The sequence below is a fragment of the Paraburkholderia sp. SIMBA_054 genome (assembly GCF_046534875.1).
In the GTDB taxonomy this organism is placed as follows: domain Bacteria; phylum Pseudomonadota; class Gammaproteobacteria; order Burkholderiales; family Burkholderiaceae; genus Paraburkholderia; species Paraburkholderia hospita.
In genome coordinates this window covers 21,615-43,255 of the sequence record NZ_JAWRXV010000080.1, presented here as the reverse complement: position 1 = coordinate 43,255, position 21,641 = coordinate 21,615, and the positions used below count along the sequence as shown (strand labels likewise).

Below are 21,641 nucleotides of genomic sequence, written 5' to 3'. Positions count from 1 at the left end.
GGCAAAGAAAAGTAGGTGCCGCCCCGCACAGGGGCGACGCTTGAAGCACGAAGGCAATACGCGGATGCCAGCGCAAAAGCAAAAAACACCAAACTTCCCGCGCCGCGAGCGTGCAAAAAATCACCCTGCGCGTACGCGCAAAAACTCGGACACCTTCGCGAGTCCCGCCACCAGCACCTCACGACTATTCGTGTACCCAATCCGGACATACCCTTCAACATCCAGCGCGCTGCCAGGCGTAAACATCACCCCAGTCTTCTCAAGCAAAGAAACGCAGAACTGGCGAGAAGTCATATCAACATTAACCTTCACAAGAGCAGTAGTCCCGGACTTCGGCTTCACATAAGAAAGCAAAGGCTCCTTAGCAATCCACGCATCCAGCACCGCGAGATTAGTCCGCAAAATCCCGTGATTACGTTCCAGAATCGCCTTGCGATTTTCCAGCGCAATGGAAGCCAGCAGATCATTCAACATCCCAACACTAATCGTGTTGTAGTCCCGATGCGTCCTGACGCGCTGAAGCAGTTCAACTGGCGCGACAATCCAACCCACCCGCAAACCCGCCAACGACCACGTCTTCGACATGCTGCCCGTGCTGATACCCTTCTCGTACACATCCGCAATCGACGCCGTAAAACCGGTCCCTTCCTGATCCGTACCGCGATATACCTCATCGTTCAGCACATAAGCACCGCACGAACGCGCAATCCCCGCAATCTCCACGAGAAACTCACGGTCCATCAGCGAGCCCGTCGGGTTATTCGGATTGTTGATCGCGATAACGCGTGTGGTCGGCGTGACCATTCGCCTCAATTCATCCAGATCAGGCAGAAAGCCGTTTTCCTCGCGCAACCGCAAAATGTCGACCTTTGCGCCGTAACTCTCGGGAATCGAATAATGCTGCTGATACGTGGGCAGCACAGAAATCACATGATCGCCAGGTTCGACGAGCGTTTCGTACACCAGCGCATTCGCGCTGATCGCGCCGTGCGTAATCAGCACATTCGGCACGCCCTGCTTCTCATACAGCGACGCGACATTGCTGCGCAAACGCTCAGTACCGTCGATCGCGCCATACGTCAGCTTCATCGGCAGAATTTCGCCGAGTAGCGCGTCTTCCTTGCCTGCGATCTTCAGCAGTTCGCCGACCGTCAGCGATTCGACGCACGTTTCCGCAAGGTTCAACTCGCATTGGTTCTCGTAGAGATCCATCCAGCGTTCGACTCCAAATTCCCTGATTTGCATGAGTTCTGTCCTCGTGTGAAAGCAGTGGCTAGGGCGCGGCTGGTCAGACGTTCGCGGCGCAGGTTGATTGCTGTCGAGTGTAGACTATTTGTCTCAAATAGACAAACGAAGTCCGTGACGCAGCGGAGCGAGGGCGAACGCGTTCACGCGAAGATCCGCGTCGGGAAAGCACAAGGAGAATGGGAGAACAGCGTACGCCCGAACCGGACGCAACGCAGGCGCGAGCTGTCAGTCGGCGCGCAGCGCCTGGCGCCAGGCGGCGGGCGACACACCGACGCCCTGACGGAACCGGTGGCTGAAGTGGCTCGCGTTCGCGTAGCCGCATTGCGTCGCGATATCGACGAGCGGCAACGCTGTCGTGCGCAGCAGCGTGCGCGCGCGTTCGAGTCGCTGCTGCGCAATCCACGCATGCGGCGGCAGGCCGAACGATGCACGGAACATCCGCGCAAGATGGAATTCGGAGAGATTCGCGACGGCGGCCAGTTCGCCGAGCGTCAACGGCTGCGTCAGATTCTGGTCGATGTACTCGCGCAACCGGCGGCGCGTCGCGACGGCCAGCCCGCCCTTGAGCACCGCATCCGCACGGTTCACGCCCTGCGAGCGCAGCAGCAGGCTCAGGATTTCATGCGATGTTTCGTTGGCGCGCAGCCGGCCGTCGGCGTCGTCCCACGCGTCGTTGGCGAGCGACTGGCAGAGCGTCGCAATGTGCTCGTCCTCGAAGTACGTGCGGTCGGCAAGCGTCAGTTCGCGCGGCTCGCGGTCCAGTTCACGGATCGCGCGCTGCGTGAAGTGCTCGGGCAGGAAATACACATGCATGAAATGCATGTGGCCGCGTACCCACCAACGCGATTCGTGGTCGCCGGGCAGCGCGCACAGGCGGCTCGGCGCGCCATAGCGCCCCGGCAGCTTCTGGCGCTCGGTGCGATAGCCGCCGTCCAGATAGCACGACAGCGTGTGATGGCCAGGCTGCGCGTACACCGTCTCGGCTTCCTTCGTTTCGCGCGTCCAGATCGCGACGGCGAGCTGATCGCCCAGCCACGCGAAGCGGTCGAGTGTCGCATTGGAGTCGCTCAGCGTCTTGCAGACCGAATGCAGGCCGAACGGCGGATCGGCTGGGTCGGTCGTGGGGATGAGCGGTGTGTTCACGTGGATGCGGCGAAACGAAAAGGGGACGCAGAGACTAAGCGCTTGCATCGAGTATACGGCCAGCACGCATTTCGCTCCCTGCGATATGCCAAAAGTGCGCAATTCTGGACAATCGAACGGACGTGCGCAGGCGCATAGTCGGGCCAACTCGTATTGTGTGGCCCTATTGCAATGAATCTGTTTCTTTATGTTGTGACCGTGCTCATCTGGGGCACGACCTGGATCGCGATCAAGTGGCAGCTCGGCGTCGTGCCGATGTCCGTTTCGATTGCGTGCCGCTTCTTGCTTGCCGCCATCGTGCTGTTCGCGCTGCTGAAAATCATGCGTCGCCCGATGTGGCCGCCGCGCGCGGCGTGGCGTTTTCTCGTCGCGCAAGGTCTCGCGCTGTTTTGCGTGAACTTCCTGTGTTTCTATTACGCAGAAAGCGTCGTGCCTAGCGGTCTCGTGGCCGTCGTGTTTTCGACCGCGCCGCTTCTGAACTCGCTCAACGGACGGCTTTTCATGGGCCGCCCGTTGCAGCCGACGGCCATTGTCGGTGCGGTGCTCGGACTGGCGGGCATCGTGTGCCTGTCGTTGCAGCAGATGGCTGGGCATCTCGGCGATCACGCCGCATGGCTCGGTCTTGCCGTCGCGTTCGCGGGGACGATGTGCTTTTCGGCGGGCAATCTGCTGTCTAGCCGCATGCAGTCGATGGGTCTGCATCCCATCGTCACCAACAGCTGGGCGATGCTGATCGGCGCGAGCGTGCTGACGGTCGGCAGTCTCGCCGCCGGCCTGCCGTTCGCGCTGGAGACGGACGCGCGCTATCTCGGCGCGCTTGTCTATCTCGCCGTACCGGGCTCGGTGATCGGATTTACCGCGTATCTGATGCTGGTCGGGCGCATCGGGCCCGAGCGCGCCGCGTATTGCACGGTGCTGTTTCCGTTCGTCGCGCTGGCTGTGTCGACGGTGTTCGAAGGCTATCGATGGTCGGCGCTTGCTGTCGTCGGACTCGTATTGGTGGTGGCGGGCAATCTCGTCGCGTTCGGCGTCACGCAGCGTCTGTTCGTGCGACGTGCGCGCGCTGCGTGATGCTTCAAGCTAATGCCAATTCGATTCGAATAAAAGCGGAAAAAATCGCTAAACGAATTATTTAAGGAGAAACGGTCGCGCTCTGATTTGAGAAGATAACAAGCACAATAAATCTATTCCATGCGAATTGGATATTAATTCGTACGGAATGGCAAATGCTCTTCGATAAGCACATCGATGAAACGCTTTATCTGCATTTGTTAACGTTTTGCTTCTCGCAAGGACACGACCGTGAAAGTCTCGACCCGCCTTGCTGCCACGCTTTTCGTGCTCGGCAGCCTGATTCCCCTCGGCGCTGCTGCGCAATCGCAATTGACCTACACCACATCGTGGATAGGCAATAGTTTCGGATTCGGCGACGGCAAATGGATGCAGCAGGACATTCAGTCAATTAACGTTGCGCCGGATGGAACGGTATTCACCAATTCGCCATGGGACGAAAGCGGAAGCGAAATTGCCGCCTATAAAAATGGCGACAAAATTGCAATTGCCGGCGCAACGCACGGCTGGGGCGCGGCGGGCGGCGACGCGATTGCGTCGAATCAAGCTTACGTGTACGCGGCGATGTCGATCGGCAATCAGAACAATGGGCTGATCGGCGCGGATTATCCGCCGAACGGACAGACGTGGTTCGGCATCACGCGCCGCTCGCTTGCGAACATCGCGGTCGGTGTGCCGTTCGACAGCGGCATTGGCAATAGCGCAAACGCGACGAAGAACAGCTTTCTGCGAGTGAATGCCGTAGCGACAGGCACCGATGCGGGCATTCGCGGCCTCGCGGCGACGGACACCGAACTGTATGCGTCGGATACCTACGGCAACCAGATCGTCGTGTTCGACGCAAACACGATGCGACGTCTGCGCTCGTGGAATGTCGCGGCGCCGGGACGCATCGCGCTCGATACCGACTCGACCATCTGGGTGATGAGCGGCTTCGGCACGGGCAGCGTGAGCGTGCTGCACTATTCGTCGACGGGCGCGCCATTGGCGGGCACGCTCACGTTGCCCGCCGGCACCGTGCCGACGGACCTCGCCATTTCGCCTGCAGGACAGATTCTCATCGCCGATAACGGCCCGAAGCAACAGGTCCTCGTCTACGACAGGACGGCAAGCGGCGCGACCCGATTGACGGGCGCGCTCGGCACGCTTTACGGCATCTTCCACGAACCGAAGGGCACGCCCGGCAACTGGCGCTTCAACGGCATCACGGGCATCGGCTTCGATCAGGCGGGCAATTTCTACGTCGCGCAGAACGGCGAAGGGCCGCGTCCGCTCGCATCGGCGACAGTCGGACAGGGCGCGGTGCTGGAGAGCTACCGGTACGCGACGCGCGGCTTCAACTGGCGGCTGCAAGGGCTGACTTTCGTCGACAGCGCGGCCTTCGATCCCGCGACGCCGAACATCGTCTACACCGGCTCCAAGCGCTTCACGATGGACTATGCGCAGCCGCCTGGCCGCGAAGGGAAGTACGCGGGTTTCACACTCAACCGTTTCGATTTTCCCGACGACCCGACGTTTCATCAGCCACGCGGCGTGCGCGGCGAGCCGATGGTGCGGCGGATCAACGGCAAGCCGTATCTGTACACACTCGATCCGGGCGCGCATTACCTGAACGTCTATCGCTTCGATGCCCCGCATGACGAAGTGGCGATTCCATCGGGCCTGTTCGCGCAGAATCCGCTGCCGGGCGACTGGCCCGTCGGCCAGCCGACGTACGGCGAATGGATGTGGCGCGATACGAACGGCGACGGCCACGTCGACGCAAGCGAGATCACCGGCAATCCGTCGACGGGCAGTACCGTCGGCAACGGCTTCTGGTGGGTCGATACGCCGGGCAACGTGTGGCTCGCGACGCCTGCGAGCGGCATCCGCGAAACGCCGTTGCAGGGCATCGACAGCGCGGACAACCCGATCTACACGTACGCAAGCTCGAAGACATTCCCGATGCCAGCGCCGTTCAATCGCATCGCGCGCATCGTCTATATCGCAGAAACGGACACGATGTATGTGTCCGGCTACACGAGCAGCCTGCCGTGGGACGCGACCCACTGGAAGGAGGCGGGCCGTATTCTCGTACGCTACGACAACTGGAGTTCAGGCTCGCCGACACCCGTTTATACGATCGCGCTGCCGTGTAATGCGAGCAGCAATCCGCAAATCACGCCCGTCGGCGTCGCCGTGGCGGGCAACTATATCTTCGTCGCCGAGTTGTACACGCCGAAGGTCGACGTGTACGACGCGCGCTCGGGGCAAATGGTCGGCTACATGACGCCGGGCGCCGCGGTCGGCAACACGACGGGATGGGTCGACGTGTATCTCGGCATCAGCGCGGTGCGGCGCGGCAACGGCGAATATGTCGTGCTGCTCGAAGACGATGCGCGCGCGAAAATCCTGATGTATCGATGGACACCCTGAACGTCGCGTGAACTTGGCTTGATCGTCGTCAGTCGAATGAGAAATGCCGCAAGTGCATGCCGTCTGTGCGAATGGACGGCTGCACACGATCGGTATATATATAACGACAGAACCCTTTGTGTACGAGCCATAACAGGAGCGACGATTCATCATGACGCCCGAAGATCCGGACAAGCAGCAAACTGGCGTTCAGCCGGACCTCGAACATCTCGACGCAGCCGTATCGCATGTGAACGAAATGGTGTCGTCGGGCAACATCGCGGCGAGCGCGGCCCGCGGCATTCTCTATAGCCTGATCGAGACGCTCGGCACGCTGGTCGGCGACCCGGACCTGCCGGAACATGCGCGTTCCGGCTACGAAGGTCTGCTCGAAACGGCGCGTGAATTGCGGGTCAAACTCGATCACTGAACGTGTGTCGCGCTGCATGCGGCGGCGCTTTCGCGTACGCCGCATGTGGGCGTTTTCTTGACACAATTCGGCACTTTCGCGCGACTGTGATACAAAGGGCGCTCGTTCCGACTCGCCCGTTTTCACCTGATGCTTTCTCCTACCGATACGGCGCTGCTCGCGCTCGGCATCATCGTCGTGCTGATCACGCCTGGCCCGACCAACACGCTGTTGGCCGCCGCCGGCCTGCGCCAGGGCGCGCGCCGCTCGTTGCCGCTGATCGGCGCGGAGCTGGCCGGCTATCTCGTGTCGATTTCCGCGTGGGGCCGTTTTCTTGCGCACGCGGCGCATACGCTGCCGTGGCTGCCTTCCGTGCTGCGCATCGCGAGCGGACTGTACATCGCATATCTGGCCGTCGACATGTGGCGCGCAGCCGTGGCGCTGCCCGACTCGGCGCAACCGGCGAACGGGCCGCGCGCGCTGTTCGTCGCCACGCTGCTCAATCCGAAGGCATTGCTGTTCGCGGGCACGATCTTCCCGTCGATCGCGTTCGAGCACCTCGCAACCTATGGCTTTGCGATGTCGCTGTTCGCGTGTCTGCTCGCGCCCATCGCGCTCGCGTGGATTTCGTTCGGCGCGGCCCTCGGCAGCGGCAAGCTCACGTGGCTCGACCCGGTGAAGATGCAGCGCGCGGCGTCGATCGTGCTCGGGATGTTTTCGTTGTCGCTCGCGTGGGCTGCGTTGCACTGATCGCGTAGATAGCGCTCAGTCGTCGCCGGCGGCGAGCGCGGCTCTGAGTTCGTCGGGCGCCGAGGTGATCTGCAATTGCGGCGTGCCGTGCCAGTCGGCGCAACGCTGCAGCGCGCGGCGCAAGTCCGACGTCAGCCGGCCGCTCACGCGCAGGCCCGGTTCCAGATGCAGCGCCTTCAGTTCGAACACGCCGCTCGCGCGGTGCGCTTTTGCATCAACCCGACCGATCAGCTTTCCGCGATTGAGGATCGGCAGCACGTAGTAGCCGTATTTGCGCTTTGGCGCGGGCACGTAGCACTCGATCACATAGTCGAAGTCGAACAGCGCGGCGGCGCGCTTGCGGTCCCAGACGACGGGATCGAACGGCGACAGCAGCGTCGTGACCGTCGATGCAATCTTGCCGTTCGCCGCGTCGTCGATCATCGGCGCGAAGTCGCGATGCACGAAGGTCGGCTGCTTCCATCCTTCGACGCGCACATGCGTCAGCTCACCCTCGTCCGCCAGTTGATGGAGCTCGTCGGCGTAGGGGCGGCGCGGCATCCGGTAGTAATCCGCGACCCAGTCCGACCGCACGACGCCCAGCGCGCGGCAACTGCGCCGCAGCAGTTCTTTCGCGACGGTATCGACGGGTTGCAGGTGGCGCTTGTCGTTCCAATGCGGCAACACCCGCTCGGTCACGTCGTAGACACGCTGAAAATTGCGCCGCTCCGCGACCATCAATTCGCCGATCGCGAACAGCACTTCCAGATGCCGCTTCTGCGGCTTCCAGTCCCACCACCCATTGCTCTTGCCCGCTTCGCGCGCGAAATCCGCCGAGCGCACGGGTCCCGTCGCGCGGATGTGCGCAAGCAGATCGTCGATCTCGGCGCGGTACTGCGTATGCCAGTCGGCGGCGTATTTCCAGCCCATGTCGCCTGGATCGAGCATCCGGTGGCGCATCAGACCGTAGTCCTCGATCGGAAGAAAACACGCTTCGTGCGCCCAATATTCGAAGAGTTTGCCCTCGGCGAGATGCTCGTCGAGCCATTGCGGCTGATACGGTCCAAGACGGCTGAACAGCACGAGATAAGGACTGCGCGCGACGACATGGATCGTATCGATCTGCAATTGCGCCATGTGCCGGATGGCGTCGAGCACATCGGCTTTGGTCGCCTTGCGGCGCGGTGGGGAGAGCAGGCCTTGAGCGGCCAGATGCAGGGTGCGGGCGGCGGACAGGGGCAGTGTGATCACGCGGTCGGCGTCGTAGCGGCGTTGTAGCGATCCGGAAGGCGAACCGTCGAGCGAAACCCGAGTTGCACCTTACCAGGGGCGGCATGGCGTCGTGCCATGCCGGACTTGTCGCTACTGTAGCGTGATCGGTGGAAACGCACCGTCAGATGGCATTTGCCGTCGCAGTGCGTCGCCGGTTACCAGCGCCCGTGGTGATGACGTCCTTCCCAGCCGCGATGACGGCCGTGATCGTGCCAGCGCGGACCGCCTCCCCAATAGCGGGGTCCGTAGCCACCATATCCACCGTAGTAGACGGGCGGCGGCGGTGCGTAGACCACAGGGGGCGGCGCGTACACGACAGGCGGCGCATACACGACAGGCGGTGCCGCATAGACAGGTCCGCCCAGATACACGCCGACGCCGACATGCGCCGACGCAGCCGTCGATACGCATGCAGCGGCGAGTCCGATTGCCACCAATACCATCGCACGTTTGATCATGCTGTTCTCCATCCGTCCCAAGCCGATTGCTAACTGAAACCTGACTTGATCTTACGAAGTAGAAAGCATCACAGGTGCAAGCAGACGGTGGCTTATGTAACAACCAGTAAGCAGGCTGACGAGCGGGGAAAAGAAGAAGCGACCGGCCCGCGCGCTGAAGCGCGCAGGCAGGTGCGAGACGGAAGGATCAGGCGCCGAGCGCGACGGTCGTTTCACCCGCGAGCTGGGCGAGCATCTGGTGGATCTGCGCGACGACCTGTGCGCCTTCGCCGACAGCAGCCGCCACGCGCTTCGTCGATCCTGCGCGCGCGTCGCCGATCGCGTACACGCCTTCGACGGACGTGTTCAGATCGCACGCCGAGTTCGCGCCCGTAATCACGAAGCCCTTCTTGTCCAGTTCGACGCCACAGCTGCGCAGCCAGTCCGTATTCGGATCGGCGCCCGTGAACAGGAAAAGATGCCGCGAATCGAAGCAGTCGCGCCCGTCCGCGCATGGGTTTTTCAGGCCGACCTGCTCGAGCCCGCCTTCGCTGCCTTCGAGCCAGCCGATTTCCGTGCCCGGATACACGGTGACGTTCGGCAGCGACGCGATCCGGTCGATCAGATAGCGCGACATCGTCGCCTCGAAGCCGCTGCGGCGGATCAGCACGTGAATGTGCTTCGCATGCGAAGCCAGATAAACGATGCCCTGACCGGCCGAATTGCCGCCGCCGACCAGCACGATTTCCTCGCGCTTGCACAGCTTCGCCTCGACAGGCGACGCCCAGTAGTAGATGCCACGGCCGTCGAAGCGGTCGAGCCCGTCGATCTCGGGCCGACGATACACCGCGCCGCTGGCGATCACGATCGTCTGCGCGCGGATGCTGCCCTGACATTGCAGTTCGAGCCGGTACGGACGCTCCTCGCAGTGCAGATGCTTGACCTTGACGGGAATCGCGACGTGCGCGCCGAACTTCTGCGCCTGCACGAATGCGCGGCCCGCGAGCGCCTGGCCCGAAATGCCCGTCGGAAAGCCGAGATAGTTTTCGATGCGCGAACTGGCGCCCGCCTGGCCGCCCGGTGCGCGGCTGTCGAGCACGATCACCGACAAACCTTCCGAGGCCGCGTACACGGCAGTCGCGAGCCCCGCCGGACCCGCGCCGACGATCGCCACGTCGTACACGTGCTCCGAGTCGAGATCGGGGATCAGGCCGAGGCATGTTGCCAGTTCCGGGTCGCTCGGATGGCGCAGCACCGAACCGTCCGGGCAGATCACGAGCGGCATGTCTTCAGGACCCGCCGCGAACTGTTCGATGACGCGCAGCCCGTCTTCATCGCGTTCGTCGAGCACGGTATGCGGATGACCGTTGCGCGACAGGAAACCTTGCAGCGACACCAGCCGCCGGTCGTTGCTCTGACCGACGATGATCGGCCCGCCCGCGCCGCGCTCGATCAGCCCGACGCGGCGCAGAATCAGTGCGCGCATGATGCGCTCGCCGAGTTCGGCTTCCGCGACGATCAGCGCGCGCAGCCGCTCCGGCGAGATCAGCAGCGCTTCGACGTGTTCCAGCGCCAGGCCGTCGACGAGCGCCGGCTTGCCCGACAACTGGCCGACTTCGGCGAGGAACGAGCCCTGATGGTGTTCGTTGACGAGCATCTCACGCCCGAGCCCGTCGCGCTGAAAGACTTTGACCGAGCCCTTCAGCAACACGAACATGCCAGGGCCGGTGCTACCCGTGCGACACAGCAACTCGCCCGCTTCGAAATCCTGCCGTTCGCCGAACCTGCACAGCCGCTTGATTTCTTCGGGCGTGAGTATGGGAAACATCTGGTGACGCCGCGTCGAAAGCGTCGAGAATGGCGCCTCGTTGACGGCGGCGCGTTGAGCGTCTTCACCCTCTCGCGTTACACCCATCGATTTTGCTCCTTGCTTTGCCGCGCGCCGGATGCGGCATGCAGCCAATGTCGGTTCAGACTGTCTTCGGCGTGATGCCGATATCGAGCGTCGGCTCGGCCTCTTCGGCGAGCGGTTCGAGCTGGCGGCCCGCGTCGCGCCACGCATCGAGGCCGCCGCGCAACGGGATCACGTCCTTGAAACCGGCGTCTGCCAATTGCTTCGCCATCCACGCCGCCGACACCTCGTTCGGGCACGAGCAATAGATCACGAGCTTCTGGTCGTGCGGATACTTCGCGACGATTTCCCCGAGCTGGCGCTCATCCGCGAATACCGAGCCGGGAATCACGAACGGATCGAGCGCGCGCTTTTCCTCCGAGCGGATGTCGAACAGCACGGGCGTGCGCTTGTCGAGCATCAGGTCGTACAGTTCGTCGACGTCCATGCGTGCCGTGGCAAGCTTCTTGATCAGCTGACGGCGCCGATACCAGCGGTACGCGCAGTAGATGGCCAGCAGCACCACGACGACCACGGCCGTCATCTTGCCGAGACGGCTCGCGCCGGCGAACAGCATGTCGATCTGCTGCGCGAACACGACGCCGAGCCCGAGGCCGAGGCCCGACCAGAGCGTCGCGCCGATGCTGTCGTACGCGAGGAACATGCGGTACGGCGTGCCCATCGCGCCCGCCATCGGGATGGAGACGATCGACAGGCCCGGCACGAACTTCGCGACGGCCAGCACGCGCACACCCCAGCGGCCGAAGAAGCGCTCGGTCTTCTTCACGCAGGTATCGCGCGACAGCGACAGCTTGCAGAGCGTTTTCAGCGTGTTGCCGCCGTAGATGCGGCCCGCCGCGAACCACGCGCTGTCGCCGATCAGCGTGGCGAACACCGCGAGCACCAGCACGGGCAGCACTTGCGCGCCGACCGAACCGGGATGCATCGCGGCCATCGCGCCGAATAGCACGAGGGAGGGCATCGCGGGCACGGGCAGCCCGATGGATGCGGCAAGCACATTGACGAATACGATAGCAGGCCCGTACTGCTCGACGAGATCATGTAGCATCGGCTTACTTTCGTGACCGTTTCGGCCTCGAAGACGACTGGAAGTAACTAAAAGATTATGGACGCATTTTCAACGCGTGCAAGAGAGGTGCGTTTTGCGTCCGGATATTGCCGACATGCGGGAAAAGCGCCTGTCGCCTCGGTCTTCGGCGGAAAGGCTTTGGTACGCTCGGTGAACGCCATGCGACGTTCGTCGAGGCGTCAAAGATGATGGTGACTGCGCAAAAAACAAGAGGCGCGGCGCCTGATTCAACCTGCGCCGCGCACTCTTCGTATGGCCATTGATGACTGCTGTGAATTATTGACGGTGGTTATGCTGCTCGCCCGGTAGCTCGGCGCCATGCGCGCGGATGGCTGCGATCAGTTCCGCAGGCGTGATTTCATAACGCACTTCACGGTGAATGCCCGGCTTGCGTTCATCGACTTCGATCAGAAGTATGCCTTTCCCGTCTTCTGTCGATTCGAGGCGCAGTGTGCGCAGTTCGCGACCCGTTGCGTCGTCGTGCTCGGTGAGCAGGGCCATTGCCCCGGAAGACCCGGTGGTGCGCATCGAAAATTCCCTCTAGCGTGATTGAACAACGTTGCCGAACAGGCATTGTAAGGGCAGTGCCGCGCGCCGTCTGTCGCGTGGCGCTCACACTCCCCGGATTATGCGGGCGAGGCGTGCGCGATGCATCGAAGGGACGCTGCGGTGCACGCAAATATAAGGCCGGCGCGGCTCCTGGCGGGGTGCCGCGATTTTTTTGCGTAGCAGCGGACATGGGTGTCGCGCGGGTTTTGGGCGGTGCAAGGCACGGGTTTCGCGCAGGCTCGCGGTGTACGTTTGCCCGTTGTCATTGCGGTGACGCGTGCGTGTGATGGGTTTCGATCAGCAAGATCCGAGAGGCAGCGCCGCTTGCCGGTGCGATACAGTGGACGCATTCAGAAGGCCGCGCTGACTTTGCCACCCGGCCTTCGACCATGCAGGAGGATGTCATGAAGCAATGCATGTCGATGCCAAGCCCGCTGGGCGATATTTTGCTGCGCGCCGAAGACGACGCACTGACGGGCGTGTACTTCGTCGGACAGAAGTATTTTCCGGCTGCCGACGGCGCGCTTGCCGCTGCGAACGCGTCACGCGTGCTGCATCAGGCGCGCGAGCAGCTCGACGAATACTTCGCAGGCGAGCGCCATACGTTCACTGTGCCCTTAAGAATGCTGGGCAGCGCGTTCCAGCGTGACGTGTGGGACCAGCTCGTGCAGATTCCGTACGGCGAGACGGCGAGCTACGGCAGCATCGCGCGGCGGCTCGGCTTGCCGCTTTCCGCGTCGCGCGCGGTCGGCGCGGCCAACGGGCGCAATCCCGTATCGATCATCGTGCCGTGTCATCGCGTGATTTCGAGCGCGGGCGACCTGACCGGCTACGCGGGCGGGCTGCATCGGAAGGAAGCGCTGCTGACGCTGGAGCGGCCGATGTCGAAAGCGCCGCAACAGCTGGAATTGCTCGCGTTCGGTTGAACGCACTCAAAAAAATAGCCCGTCCAAAAGAGGGCGGGCCGCGTAAACGCCGTTGTTACTCGGGTCAGCCGGCCCGTACACAATCCTGGGCGCTGACGAACGTATCTTTATCGGACAAATGCGCGCTGTCGAGATGGTAGTAACGATGATCCATCAGACCAAAGCGTCTTCGTCGACGGCAGCGCGCGCGACGTGAACCGGCGCGGCCGGGTTGCGCAACGCCCTGGCCGCGGGGCGCGCGGCTTTGCTGGCCGCGCCGCCCGCGTCCTGCGCGCCCGCGACGGTGAACAGGCGCACGGCTTCGTCGAGCACGTCGGCCTGTTCCGCGAGACGTTGCGCCGTCGCCGCAGCCTGCTCGACCATCGCTGCGTTCTGCTGCGTCGCGCTGTCCAGATGCGACACGGCCTGATTGACCTGGCCGATGCCGTCGGCCTGTTCGCTGCTCGCGTTCGCCACCTCGACAATCAGCGACGACACGCGCGCCACGGCCTGATCGATCACGGCCATCTGCGCCGTTGTCCGCGCGACGAGTTCGGTGCCTTGCGCCACCTCGTTCACCGTCGTATCGACCACCTGCTTGATTTCCTTCGCGGACGCCGCGCAACGCTGCGCCAGCATGCGCACTTCGCTCGCGACGACGGCGAACGAGCGGCCCGCCTCGCCCGCGCGCGCCGCTTCGACGGCGGCATTGAGCGCGAGGATATTGGTCTGGAACGCAATGCCGTCGATCACGCCCGTGATGTCGGCGATGCGCTTCGAGGCCTCGGTGATGCCCGCCATCGTCTGCTCGACCTGCCGCGCGACCTTGCCGCCCGTCGCCGCCGCCGATTGCGCATCCTTGACGAGATCGAGCGCGCGCACGGTCGCGTCGGCGTTGGCTTGCACGGTGGTCGTCAGTTGCTCCATCGTCGCCGCCGTTTCTTCCAGCGACGCCGCCTGCATTTCCGTGCGGCGCGCGAGATCCAGATTGCCGGTCGAAATCTCGTGCGCGGCGTCGAGCATCCCGCCGATCTGCGCGCGCACGTCGGACACGATGGCGGCGAGGTTCGCCTTCAGCTGGTTGAGCGCCTGCAGCACGTCGCCGAGATCGTCGTGACGCGCGATGGCCAGATCGGCGGTCAGGTCGCCTGCCGCCATGCGCGTGGCGAACGACGCCATCGCATCGACCGGCTGACCGAGGTGACGCGACAGCAACTGCGCGGCAGCGCCGCTCACCGCGGCCGTCACGCCGAACGCGATCCAGAACGGCAGCGGCGGCGTGCCGCCCCACGCCGCGAGGCCCGCTGCAAGCAGCGCGACGGGCGCGACCATGTAGCCGATCGTGGCGCGCATCGCGACGGGCAGGCGCATCAACGCGTGCAGCTTGCCGACCAGCCCCGTGCGCACGACCTCGCCCTGATGCAGCCGCACGCCGCGCGCCGCACCCGCGCGCATCTTCGCGTAGAGCGCTTCCGCCGCGCGTACCTGGTTGCGATCCGGCTTCACGCGCACGCTCAGGTAGCCGACGGGCGTGCCGTTCTCGACGACGGGCGTGACGCTCGCGCGCACCCAGTAGTGGTCGCCGTTCTTGCGGCGGTTCTTGACGAACGCCGACCAGGGGCGGCCGGCGCGGATCGTCGTCCACATGTCGGCGAAGGCTTCGGCCGGCATGTCGGGATGGCGAATCAGGTTGTGCGGCTGGCCGATCAGTTCGTCGCGGCTGTAGCCGGACACGGCGATGAAGGCGGGATTGCAGTACTGGATCTTGCCTTTGAGGTCGGTTGCGGAAACGAGCATCTGCGAAGACGGGTAGTCGTACTCGTTCTGGGTGACAGGCTGATTGTTGCGCATGACGTTCCTTGGACTGCCGGATGCCTCCGCATCCGAATGGTTCTGTAAGGCTTAACGGCATTGACCCCTGATGCTTTAGGGTTTTCCTGGTATTTGACTCAGGTAAATCGCGCTCGCGCCGATAACACCGAGTTCGGCGCCGCCGCTTTCAAAACCGACGCTGACGCGTCGATTGCGAGCGCCTGGCGTCGCATGAAAACAACGCCGGGCGCCGGATATTGGGCGTACGCTTTCGTGACGGGCCCGTCCTGGCGTGCCCTGGCGCGATACCCGGCGCCGACTGCGGCGCGGCACGCTGTTTTCGCTTTACTTCCGTTTCGCGCGAATCTGATAATGGGACTTACTTGCATTTCGTAATCTAGCTTACGGAGTGGTTCCGCGAAGTTCGACCCGCTCCCCTTGTGCGTGTGGCTGTTGTTCCTATAAAAGGTCGCCTTCCAAGGCCGAACCGACTCAACTCAGGGAAGCCAAGCATGTCCGCGAACAAGATCAACAAGAAAGTCGCAGCGGCTGTGAGCGCCGCGTTCCTCTCGCTCGCCACGGGCGCGCACGCGCAAAGCAGTGTCACGATGTACGGCGAGCTCGACACGGGCCTCGCATACATCAGCAACGCTGGCGGGCATTCTCAATGGAAGGCGACGTCGGGTCTCGTCGACGGCAGCTATTGGGGCTTGCAGGGTATCGAAGATCTGGGCGGCGGTTATCGCGCGATCTTCCGGCTCGAACGCGGTTTTTCCGTGACCTCTGGTGAGATGTTCAATGACCACCCGTATTACGTCGGGCTCGGCAACGAGCAGGCGGGTACGCTGACGCTGGGTCATCAGTACGACCTCGTTCACGACTATTTCGCGCCGTTCACGCTGACGGGCGGCACGGGCGGCACTGCGTTCGCCCATCCGTTCGACAACGACAACGCGAACAACACCTATCTCGCGGCGAACTCGGTCAAGTATGCGAGTCCGTCGTTCGGCGGCTTGTCGCTCGGCGGCATGTACGCGTTCTCTAACACGGCCGGGCAGTTTGCGAACAACCGTGCGTACAGCTTCGGCATGAACTATCAGGCGGGCGCGCTGAATGCGGGCGCCGCGTATCTGCATGCGAACGGGCGCGGCAATTCGTCGACGGGCGCGTATGAGGCCGTCGTGCTGCCCAGCGCCACCGGTGTATTCGACGCCGCCGTGCAGACGCAGAACACCTACGGCGTCGGCATCAGCTACGCGATCGGCGACTTCACGATGGCGGCGGCGTGGTCGCGCTCCACCTTCACTGGCGTCACCGTGATCGACACGGGCGGCGTGGCGCCGTCGGTCGGCTTTTCCAACTACGAAGTCAACGGCGTCTACCAGTTGACGCCGACGGTTGCGCTCGCAGGCTCGTACACGTACACGAAGGGATCGACCTCGCACTGGCACAACGGCGGCGTGCAGGCGGACTATCAGTTTTCGAAGCGCACGGACACGTATCTGGAGGCGATCTATCAGCGCTCGTCGTCGGGCGCGCCGGCCGTCATCAATACGACCGATCCTTCATCGAGCCACAATCAGGTGCTGATCGGCGCGGGCCTGCGGCACAGGTTCTGACAAGCGCGCGGTTTCACGGCGGTGTGATCAGTCCTTCGGGCGCCTGCGGCCGGCTGAGCAGATAGCCCTGCACATAGTCGCAGTTCACCTGGCGCAGAATATCGAGCTGCGCCGCTTCCTCGACGCCTTCCGCGATCACCTTGATACCCAGCTTGTGGGCAAGGCCGATGACGCCTTCGACGATGGTTTGCGTCGTCGGATCGTGTTCGATCTTCGACGTGAAATGCCGGTCGATCTTCAGCGTGTGCGGCTCGAAATCGGCGAGATACATGAGGCTCGAGTAGCCGGTGCCGAAATCGTCGATGGCGATGCGCACGCCGAGCCGCTTCAGCTCGACGATCGACTTTTGCGCCTGCTTCGGGTTCTTCATCAGTGCGGTTTCCGTCAGCTCGATTTCGAGCTTGCCAGGCGGAATGCCGAACTGCTTGAGCGCGCGGTCCACCTCGCGCACGATCTGCTCGCTGCCCAGTTGCCGCGCCGAAACGTTCACCGACACACCCAGATTCATCGAGCCCGCCTGACGCCACGCGGCGAGCTGGCGCAGCGCGTTGTCGAGCACCCAGACGCCGACGTCCTCGACGAAGCCGGTTTCTTCGAGCAGCGGAATGAAATCGCCCGGTGAAATCTTGCCCCGCCTGGGGTGCTGCCAACGGATCAGCGCTTCCGCGCTATGCACCGCGAGCGAATGCGGCTCGTGAATGGTCTGGAAGTGCAGGAAGAACTGATTGGTCTTCAGCGCCTCGGGCACGTCGCGCTCGAGTTCGAAGTCGCCGATGGTCCGCGCCGCCTCCTTGCCCGCGAACTGATAGCCGTTGCGGCCGGTTTTCTTCGCGGCGTACATCGCGACATCGGCGCTCGACAGCAGCGCGTCGTGGCCGCTGCCGTGCTCCGGGTAAATCGAAATGCCGATCGACGCTGTGATGAACGCGCCTGCGCTGTCCTGCAGCCGGTTTTCCGACAGGCCGCCGAGCAGCGCCTTCGCCTGCGTTTCGAGCCCCGCCTTGTCGACCACACTGCCGATCAGCACCGCGAACTCGTCGCCGCCCAGACGCGCGACATACGCGTCGCCTGGCAGCGAGCGGCGAATGATGCCGCCGACGTTGCGCAGCAGATGATCCGCGGCGAGATGGCCGAGCGTGTCGTTGAGCACCTTGAAGCGGTCGAGGTCGACGAACATCAGGCCGAACGGCCTGCCCGCCGCACAGCGGCTTTCGATTTCACGCAGCAGCGCGGCACGGTTCGCGAGGCCCGTGAGCGAATCGGTGTAGGCGAGCCGGTCCAGTTCCGCGATGCGCTCCTGCTCGACTGTGACGTCTTCCGTGATGCCGACGATGCGCAGCACATTGCCTTTGTCGTCGAGCACCGGGTAGCCGGTGCTGCGCAGCCAGCGCACCGAGCCGTCGGCTTTTCTGATTCGGTACTGTGCGCGGCCTTCCGTCGATTCGGCCACGATGCGCACCATCTCCGCCTGCAGCGCGGCGCGGTCTTCCGGCACGACGAGTTCGCGCCAGCCGTTCGGATTGCGCATGAACTCGTCCGGCTCGATGCCGAACACGTTCGATGAACCCGCGGTGATGTAATGGAAATATTCGAAGTTCGCGCTGTACGAGAAGAACACGAGTTTGACGTGCGCTTCCATCTCCGACATCAGCTCGCTTTTCGCGCGCAGTTGCTGGAGCAGTTGCGTCTGGCTCGTGATGTCGAGCGATGCGCAGACCACGGCGACGACCTTACCGGCATGGTCTTTCACGGGAATGAGTTGCGAATCCCACCACTTCGGCTGACCTGTGGTCGTCGTGCAACTGCCGCGGAACGAGGCGGGCGTGCCGTTCAGCGCGCTCCTGAAAGCGGCCGTCGCGGCGTCATTGTCGTCGCCTTTCCAGAAGCCGAGCCAGTCCGCGCCCGCCAGTTGCACGGGCGACGCCGCTTCCATCAGCGTCGCGCCGTAGTCGTTGATGCGCAGCATGTGCCCTTGCAGGTCGAGCAGCTTGACGCAATCACGGCTCGCATCGAGAAACGAACTGGCGAGTGCCGTGGTCGCCGCCTGTCGCGCTTTTTGCGCGGCGAAGCGCTGGCGCGTCGCGATCATCGCGATGGCGCCCACCGTCGCGCCGACGGCGACCTGCACGCTGAACGGCGCGCTCGCCGGCCCGCGCAGGGCCATTTGCAATGCGATGCTCGTCGCACCCGCGCCGATCCCCGTGGCGACGCTGATAGTGAAGCCGAACGGGCCAACCGGCCGACGGTTCGACCATGCGTCGAGCAGCAGCGCGAGGAAGTGCTGGTCCTGGCGCGACGTGTCTTCGCCGTGCCGACGCAGCGCACGGCGCCATTTCAACGTGAGGCTCGTCGGCATATCCGGACTCGCCTTAATGCGCGCGCAATGCGCGGAGTGGGCGCAAAAGCGGCGCCGTAATAAACGCAGTGCGTGCCGCGGACGTGAGCGAACTCACGCGCGCCGCGCATCGTGCGTCGATCGGGTGGGGAAGTGTGTTGCCTTTCATGGTGGCCAGCCGCTTCGGCGGTAATTGTTGCTGCGCTTGCGGACGGCGCTGCTGTCTACGTTTACGGCGCGCCGGTGCATTTGTTTAGCCCATACGATTGTGCCTGTTTTTGAGGGGTCGAACTACCTCATCGTTGGTCACGCAACGGCGCGCATGCCGAATACCTTTTCGAAATGCGCGATGCATCGTTTTAGCAAAGAAATGACGCTCAATGGAAAAGCTCTGCTTACCTAAGCTTTCTCGCAACATCGAAAAAAGCGGCGAAAAGAAATATGTGAGTCGCTTTTAAATGAACGCCGGTTCGGCGAATCCGGATGCCTGAACGCCGCTGCCAATAAATGCTGACGATCGCTCTGCGGCTTGCTAAATTGCATGGTCAGGCACCGCAAAAAACAACCGCGCGCGCCTGCCGGTTGCACCTTGAGTGGCGCAACCCGCTACGGCGTTGTACGAACCGGTAGCAACCATCTTGCATGGGACGCTGAAGCGCTGAATCTGGTCAACAAAAAAGGAGACCCCATGCGCGCCGTATTCCAGTACCCGTTTCCCGTGACCGAGCGCAAGGTCGGGCGCAACAAGGTCGTCAGCGCGCGCGCCGCGGTCGAACTGATCCGTGCGGGCGACACGCTCGCGACGGGCGGTTTCGTCGGCGTCGGTTTCGCCGAGGAAGTCGCGATCGCGCTCGAAGAGCGTTTCTTCGATGCGAACGCGGCGACGTCGGGCGGACCAGGCGCGTTGGGGACGCCCGATGCGTCGAGCGCGCATCTCGACCTGACGCTCGTGTACGCCGCCGGTCAGGGTGACGGCAAGTCGAAAGGGCTGAATCATCTCGCGCATGAAGGGCTGGTGCGGCGCGTGATCGGCGGACATTGGGGGTTGGTGCCGAAGCTGCAGCAACTCGCCATCGACGGCCGCATCGAGGCGTACAACCTGCCGCAAGGCGTGATTTCGCACCTGTTCCGCGATATCGCCGCGGGCAAGCCGGGGCATCTGTCCACAATCGGCCTCGGCACCTTCGTCGATCCGCGCCACGGCGGCGGCAAGCTGAACAGCCGCACGGTGGAAGATCTCGTCAGGCTGATGGACATCGACGGCAGCGAGTATCTGCTCTACAAGACCTTTCCGATCGACGTCGCGATCATCCGCGGCACCACGGCCGACGCGAACGGCAACGTCACGATGGAACGCGAGGCGCTCACGCTCGAAGCGCTGGCCATCGCGATGGCCGCGCGCAATTCCGGCGGTGTCGTGATCGTGCAGGTCGAGCGGCTCGCCGATACGAACACGCTCAATCCGCGCGAGGTGAAGATCCCCGGCATCATGGTCGATTGCGTGGTGGTCGCGCGGCCCGAGCATCATTGGCAGACGTTTGCCGAACCGTATTCGGCTGCCTTCGCCGGCGAACTGCGCGTGCCCGCGAGTTCCGTGGCGGCGATGGAGCTGACTGAGCGCAAGGTGATCGCGCGCCGCGCGGCGATGGAACTGATGGCCAATAGCGTCGTGAATCTGGGCATCGGCATGCCGGAAGGCATTGCGAGCGTTGCGAACGAAGAAGGCGTGATCGATCTGTTCACGATGACGACCGAGCCGGGCGTGATCGGCGGCATTCCGGCGGGCGGGCTGAACTTCGGCGCGGCGACGAATACGCAGGCCATCATCGATCAGCCGTATCAGTTCGACTTCTACGATGGCGGCGGTCTCGACCTCGCGTTTCTCGGGCTCGCGCAGGCGGATCGGCAGGGCAATCTCAACGTCAGCAAATTCGGGCCAAAGCTCGCGGGCGCGGGCGGCTTTATCAACATCAGTCAGAGCGCGAAGCGCGTGGTGTTCGTCGGCACGTTCAACGCGGGCAATCTGGACGTTGCAATCGAAGACGGGCGCCTGAAGATCAGACGCGAAGGCAAGAGCCAGAAGTTCGTCGATGAAGTCGAGCATCGCACGTTCAGCGGCGAATATGCCGCGAAGCGCGGGCAGCACGTGCTGTACATCACCGAGCGCTGCGTGTTCACGCTGACGCCGCGCGGACTCGAACTGACGGAAGTGGCGCCCGGCGTCGACGTGGAGAACGATATCGTCGCGCAGATGGGCTTTAAGCCGATCATCGAGCGCCCGCCGCGCCTGATGGATGAGCGCATTTTTCGCGACGCGCCGATGGGCCTGCGCACGCTGCTGCTTTGCCTGCCGCTCGAAGAGCGCTTCAATTACGACGCGGAGAAAAATATGTTCTTCGTCAACTTCGAGGGCTTGCAGGTGACGACGCAGGATCAGATCGACGCGATCTGGCAGCAGGTCGCATCGCGTCTGTCGGGTGTGCGGTTCAAGCCGCAGGCAATCGTCAATTACGACAATTTTTCTATCAATCCCGAGCTCATCGACATCTATTCGGCAACCATCACGAAGGTCGTCAACCAGTTCTATTCGAGCGTTACGCGCTACACGACGAGCAGCTTCCTGCGCATGAAGCTGGGGGACGCACTGGAACAGCGCGATGTCGCAACGTACATCAACGAACGGCCCGGCGACGCGTCGACGCATCGTTGAATGCCCGCTTGAACGAACATGTGGCCC

General features: G+C 63.2%; 16 protein-coding genes. 7 read left to right on the top strand and 9 right to left on the bottom strand.

What is annotated here, in order from left to right:
- Positions 1 to 120 precede the first annotated feature (120 nt).
- Together SB822_RS48615 and SB822_RS48610 are read right to left on the bottom strand one after the other, a co-directional pair.
- A complete protein-coding gene (locus tag SB822_RS48615) occupies positions 121 to 1,245 on the bottom strand; it encodes an aminotransferase (RefSeq protein WP_410858104.1) in 1,125 nt (374 codons plus the stop codon).
- A 228-nt stretch (positions 1,246 to 1,473) separates the two neighbouring features.
- Entirely contained in the window at positions 1,474 to 2,457 is a 984-nt protein-coding gene (locus SB822_RS48610) for a helix-turn-helix domain-containing protein (protein ID WP_410858103.1), read from the bottom strand.
- A gap of 105 nt (positions 2,458 to 2,562) precedes the next feature.
- Between SB822_RS48610 and SB822_RS48605 the strand changes: the two genes are divergently transcribed.
- The 4 genes from SB822_RS48605 (at position 2,563) to SB822_RS48590 (ending at position 7,015) form a co-directional block, all read left to right on the top strand.
- Complete coding sequence (locus tag SB822_RS48605; RefSeq protein ID WP_007587753.1) at positions 2,563 to 3,462, top strand: DMT family transporter; 900 nt, start codon at positions 2,563 to 2,565, stop codon at positions 3,460 to 3,462.
- A gap of 231 nt (positions 3,463 to 3,693) precedes the next feature.
- Entirely contained in the window at positions 3,694 to 5,877 is a 2,184-nt protein-coding gene (locus SB822_RS48600) for a hypothetical protein (protein WP_410858102.1), read from the top strand.
- Positions 5,878 to 6,028: 151 nt separating this feature from the next.
- Positions 6,029 to 6,286, top strand: coding sequence for a hypothetical protein (locus SB822_RS48595; RefSeq protein ID WP_007587749.1), 258 nt, complete (start codon positions 6,029 to 6,031; stop codon positions 6,284 to 6,286).
- A gap of 129 nt (positions 6,287 to 6,415) precedes the next feature.
- On the top strand, positions 6,416 to 7,015 hold the full coding sequence (locus SB822_RS48590; RefSeq protein WP_007587748.1) for a LysE family translocator: 600 nt from the start codon (positions 6,416 to 6,418) through the stop codon (positions 7,013 to 7,015).
- Between the two features lie 15 nt (positions 7,016 to 7,030).
- Here SB822_RS48590 and SB822_RS48585 read toward each other — a convergent pair whose 3' ends face one another.
- From SB822_RS48585 to SB822_RS48565, 5 genes are all read right to left on the bottom strand, one after another.
- The gene (locus SB822_RS48585) at positions 7,031 to 8,245 is read right to left on the bottom strand and encodes a winged helix-turn-helix domain-containing protein (RefSeq protein WP_410858101.1); all 1,215 of its coding nucleotides are present in this window, start codon (positions 8,243 to 8,245) and stop codon (positions 7,031 to 7,033) included.
- Positions 8,246 to 8,421: 176 nt separating this feature from the next.
- Positions 8,422 to 8,724 (bottom strand): hypothetical protein, encoded by a 303-nt coding sequence (locus SB822_RS48580; RefSeq protein ID WP_007587740.1) that lies wholly within the window; start codon positions 8,722 to 8,724, stop codon positions 8,422 to 8,424.
- A gap of 187 nt (positions 8,725 to 8,911) precedes the next feature.
- Positions 8,912 to 10,618: an FAD-dependent oxidoreductase gene (locus SB822_RS48575; protein ID WP_079500513.1), complete on the bottom strand. Its 1,707-nt coding sequence runs from the start codon at positions 10,616 to 10,618 to the stop codon at positions 8,912 to 8,914.
- A gap of 55 nt (positions 10,619 to 10,673) precedes the next feature.
- Entirely contained in the window at positions 10,674 to 11,663 is a 990-nt protein-coding gene (locus SB822_RS48570; protein WP_007736178.1) for a DedA family protein/thiosulfate sulfurtransferase GlpE, read from the bottom strand.
- A gap of 297 nt (positions 11,664 to 11,960) precedes the next feature.
- A complete protein-coding gene (locus SB822_RS48565) occupies positions 11,961 to 12,212 on the bottom strand; it encodes a hypothetical protein (RefSeq protein WP_007587731.1) in 252 nt (83 codons plus the stop codon).
- A gap of 425 nt (positions 12,213 to 12,637) precedes the next feature.
- Here SB822_RS48565 and SB822_RS48560 point away from each other — a divergent pair, with 425 nt between their 5' ends.
- Positions 12,638 to 13,159 (top strand): methylated-DNA--[protein]-cysteine S-methyltransferase, encoded by a 522-nt coding sequence (locus SB822_RS48560; protein ID WP_410858100.1) that lies wholly within the window; start codon positions 12,638 to 12,640, stop codon positions 13,157 to 13,159.
- Positions 13,160 to 13,312: 153 nt separating this feature from the next.
- Here SB822_RS48560 and SB822_RS48555 read toward each other — a convergent pair whose 3' ends face one another.
- Complete coding sequence (locus SB822_RS48555) at positions 13,313 to 14,989, bottom strand: PAS domain-containing methyl-accepting chemotaxis protein (protein WP_007736182.1); 1,677 nt, start codon at positions 14,987 to 14,989, stop codon at positions 13,313 to 13,315.
- Positions 14,990 to 15,462: 473 nt separating this feature from the next.
- Here SB822_RS48555 and SB822_RS48550 point away from each other — a divergent pair, with 473 nt between their 5' ends.
- The gene (locus SB822_RS48550) at positions 15,463 to 16,569 is read left to right on the top strand and encodes a porin (RefSeq protein WP_410858099.1); all 1,107 of its coding nucleotides are present in this window, start codon (positions 15,463 to 15,465) and stop codon (positions 16,567 to 16,569) included.
- A 13-nt stretch (positions 16,570 to 16,582) separates the two neighbouring features.
- Here SB822_RS48550 and SB822_RS48545 read toward each other — a convergent pair whose 3' ends face one another.
- Entirely contained in the window at positions 16,583 to 18,925 is a 2,343-nt protein-coding gene (locus SB822_RS48545; RefSeq protein WP_410858098.1) for a putative bifunctional diguanylate cyclase/phosphodiesterase, read from the bottom strand.
- Between the two features lie 667 nt (positions 18,926 to 19,592).
- Here SB822_RS48545 and SB822_RS48540 point away from each other — a divergent pair.
- Positions 19,593 to 21,614, top strand: coding sequence for an acyl CoA:acetate/3-ketoacid CoA transferase (locus tag SB822_RS48540; protein ID WP_410858097.1), 2,022 nt, complete (start codon positions 19,593 to 19,595; stop codon positions 21,612 to 21,614).
- Positions 21,615 to 21,641: the final 27 nt, after the last annotated feature.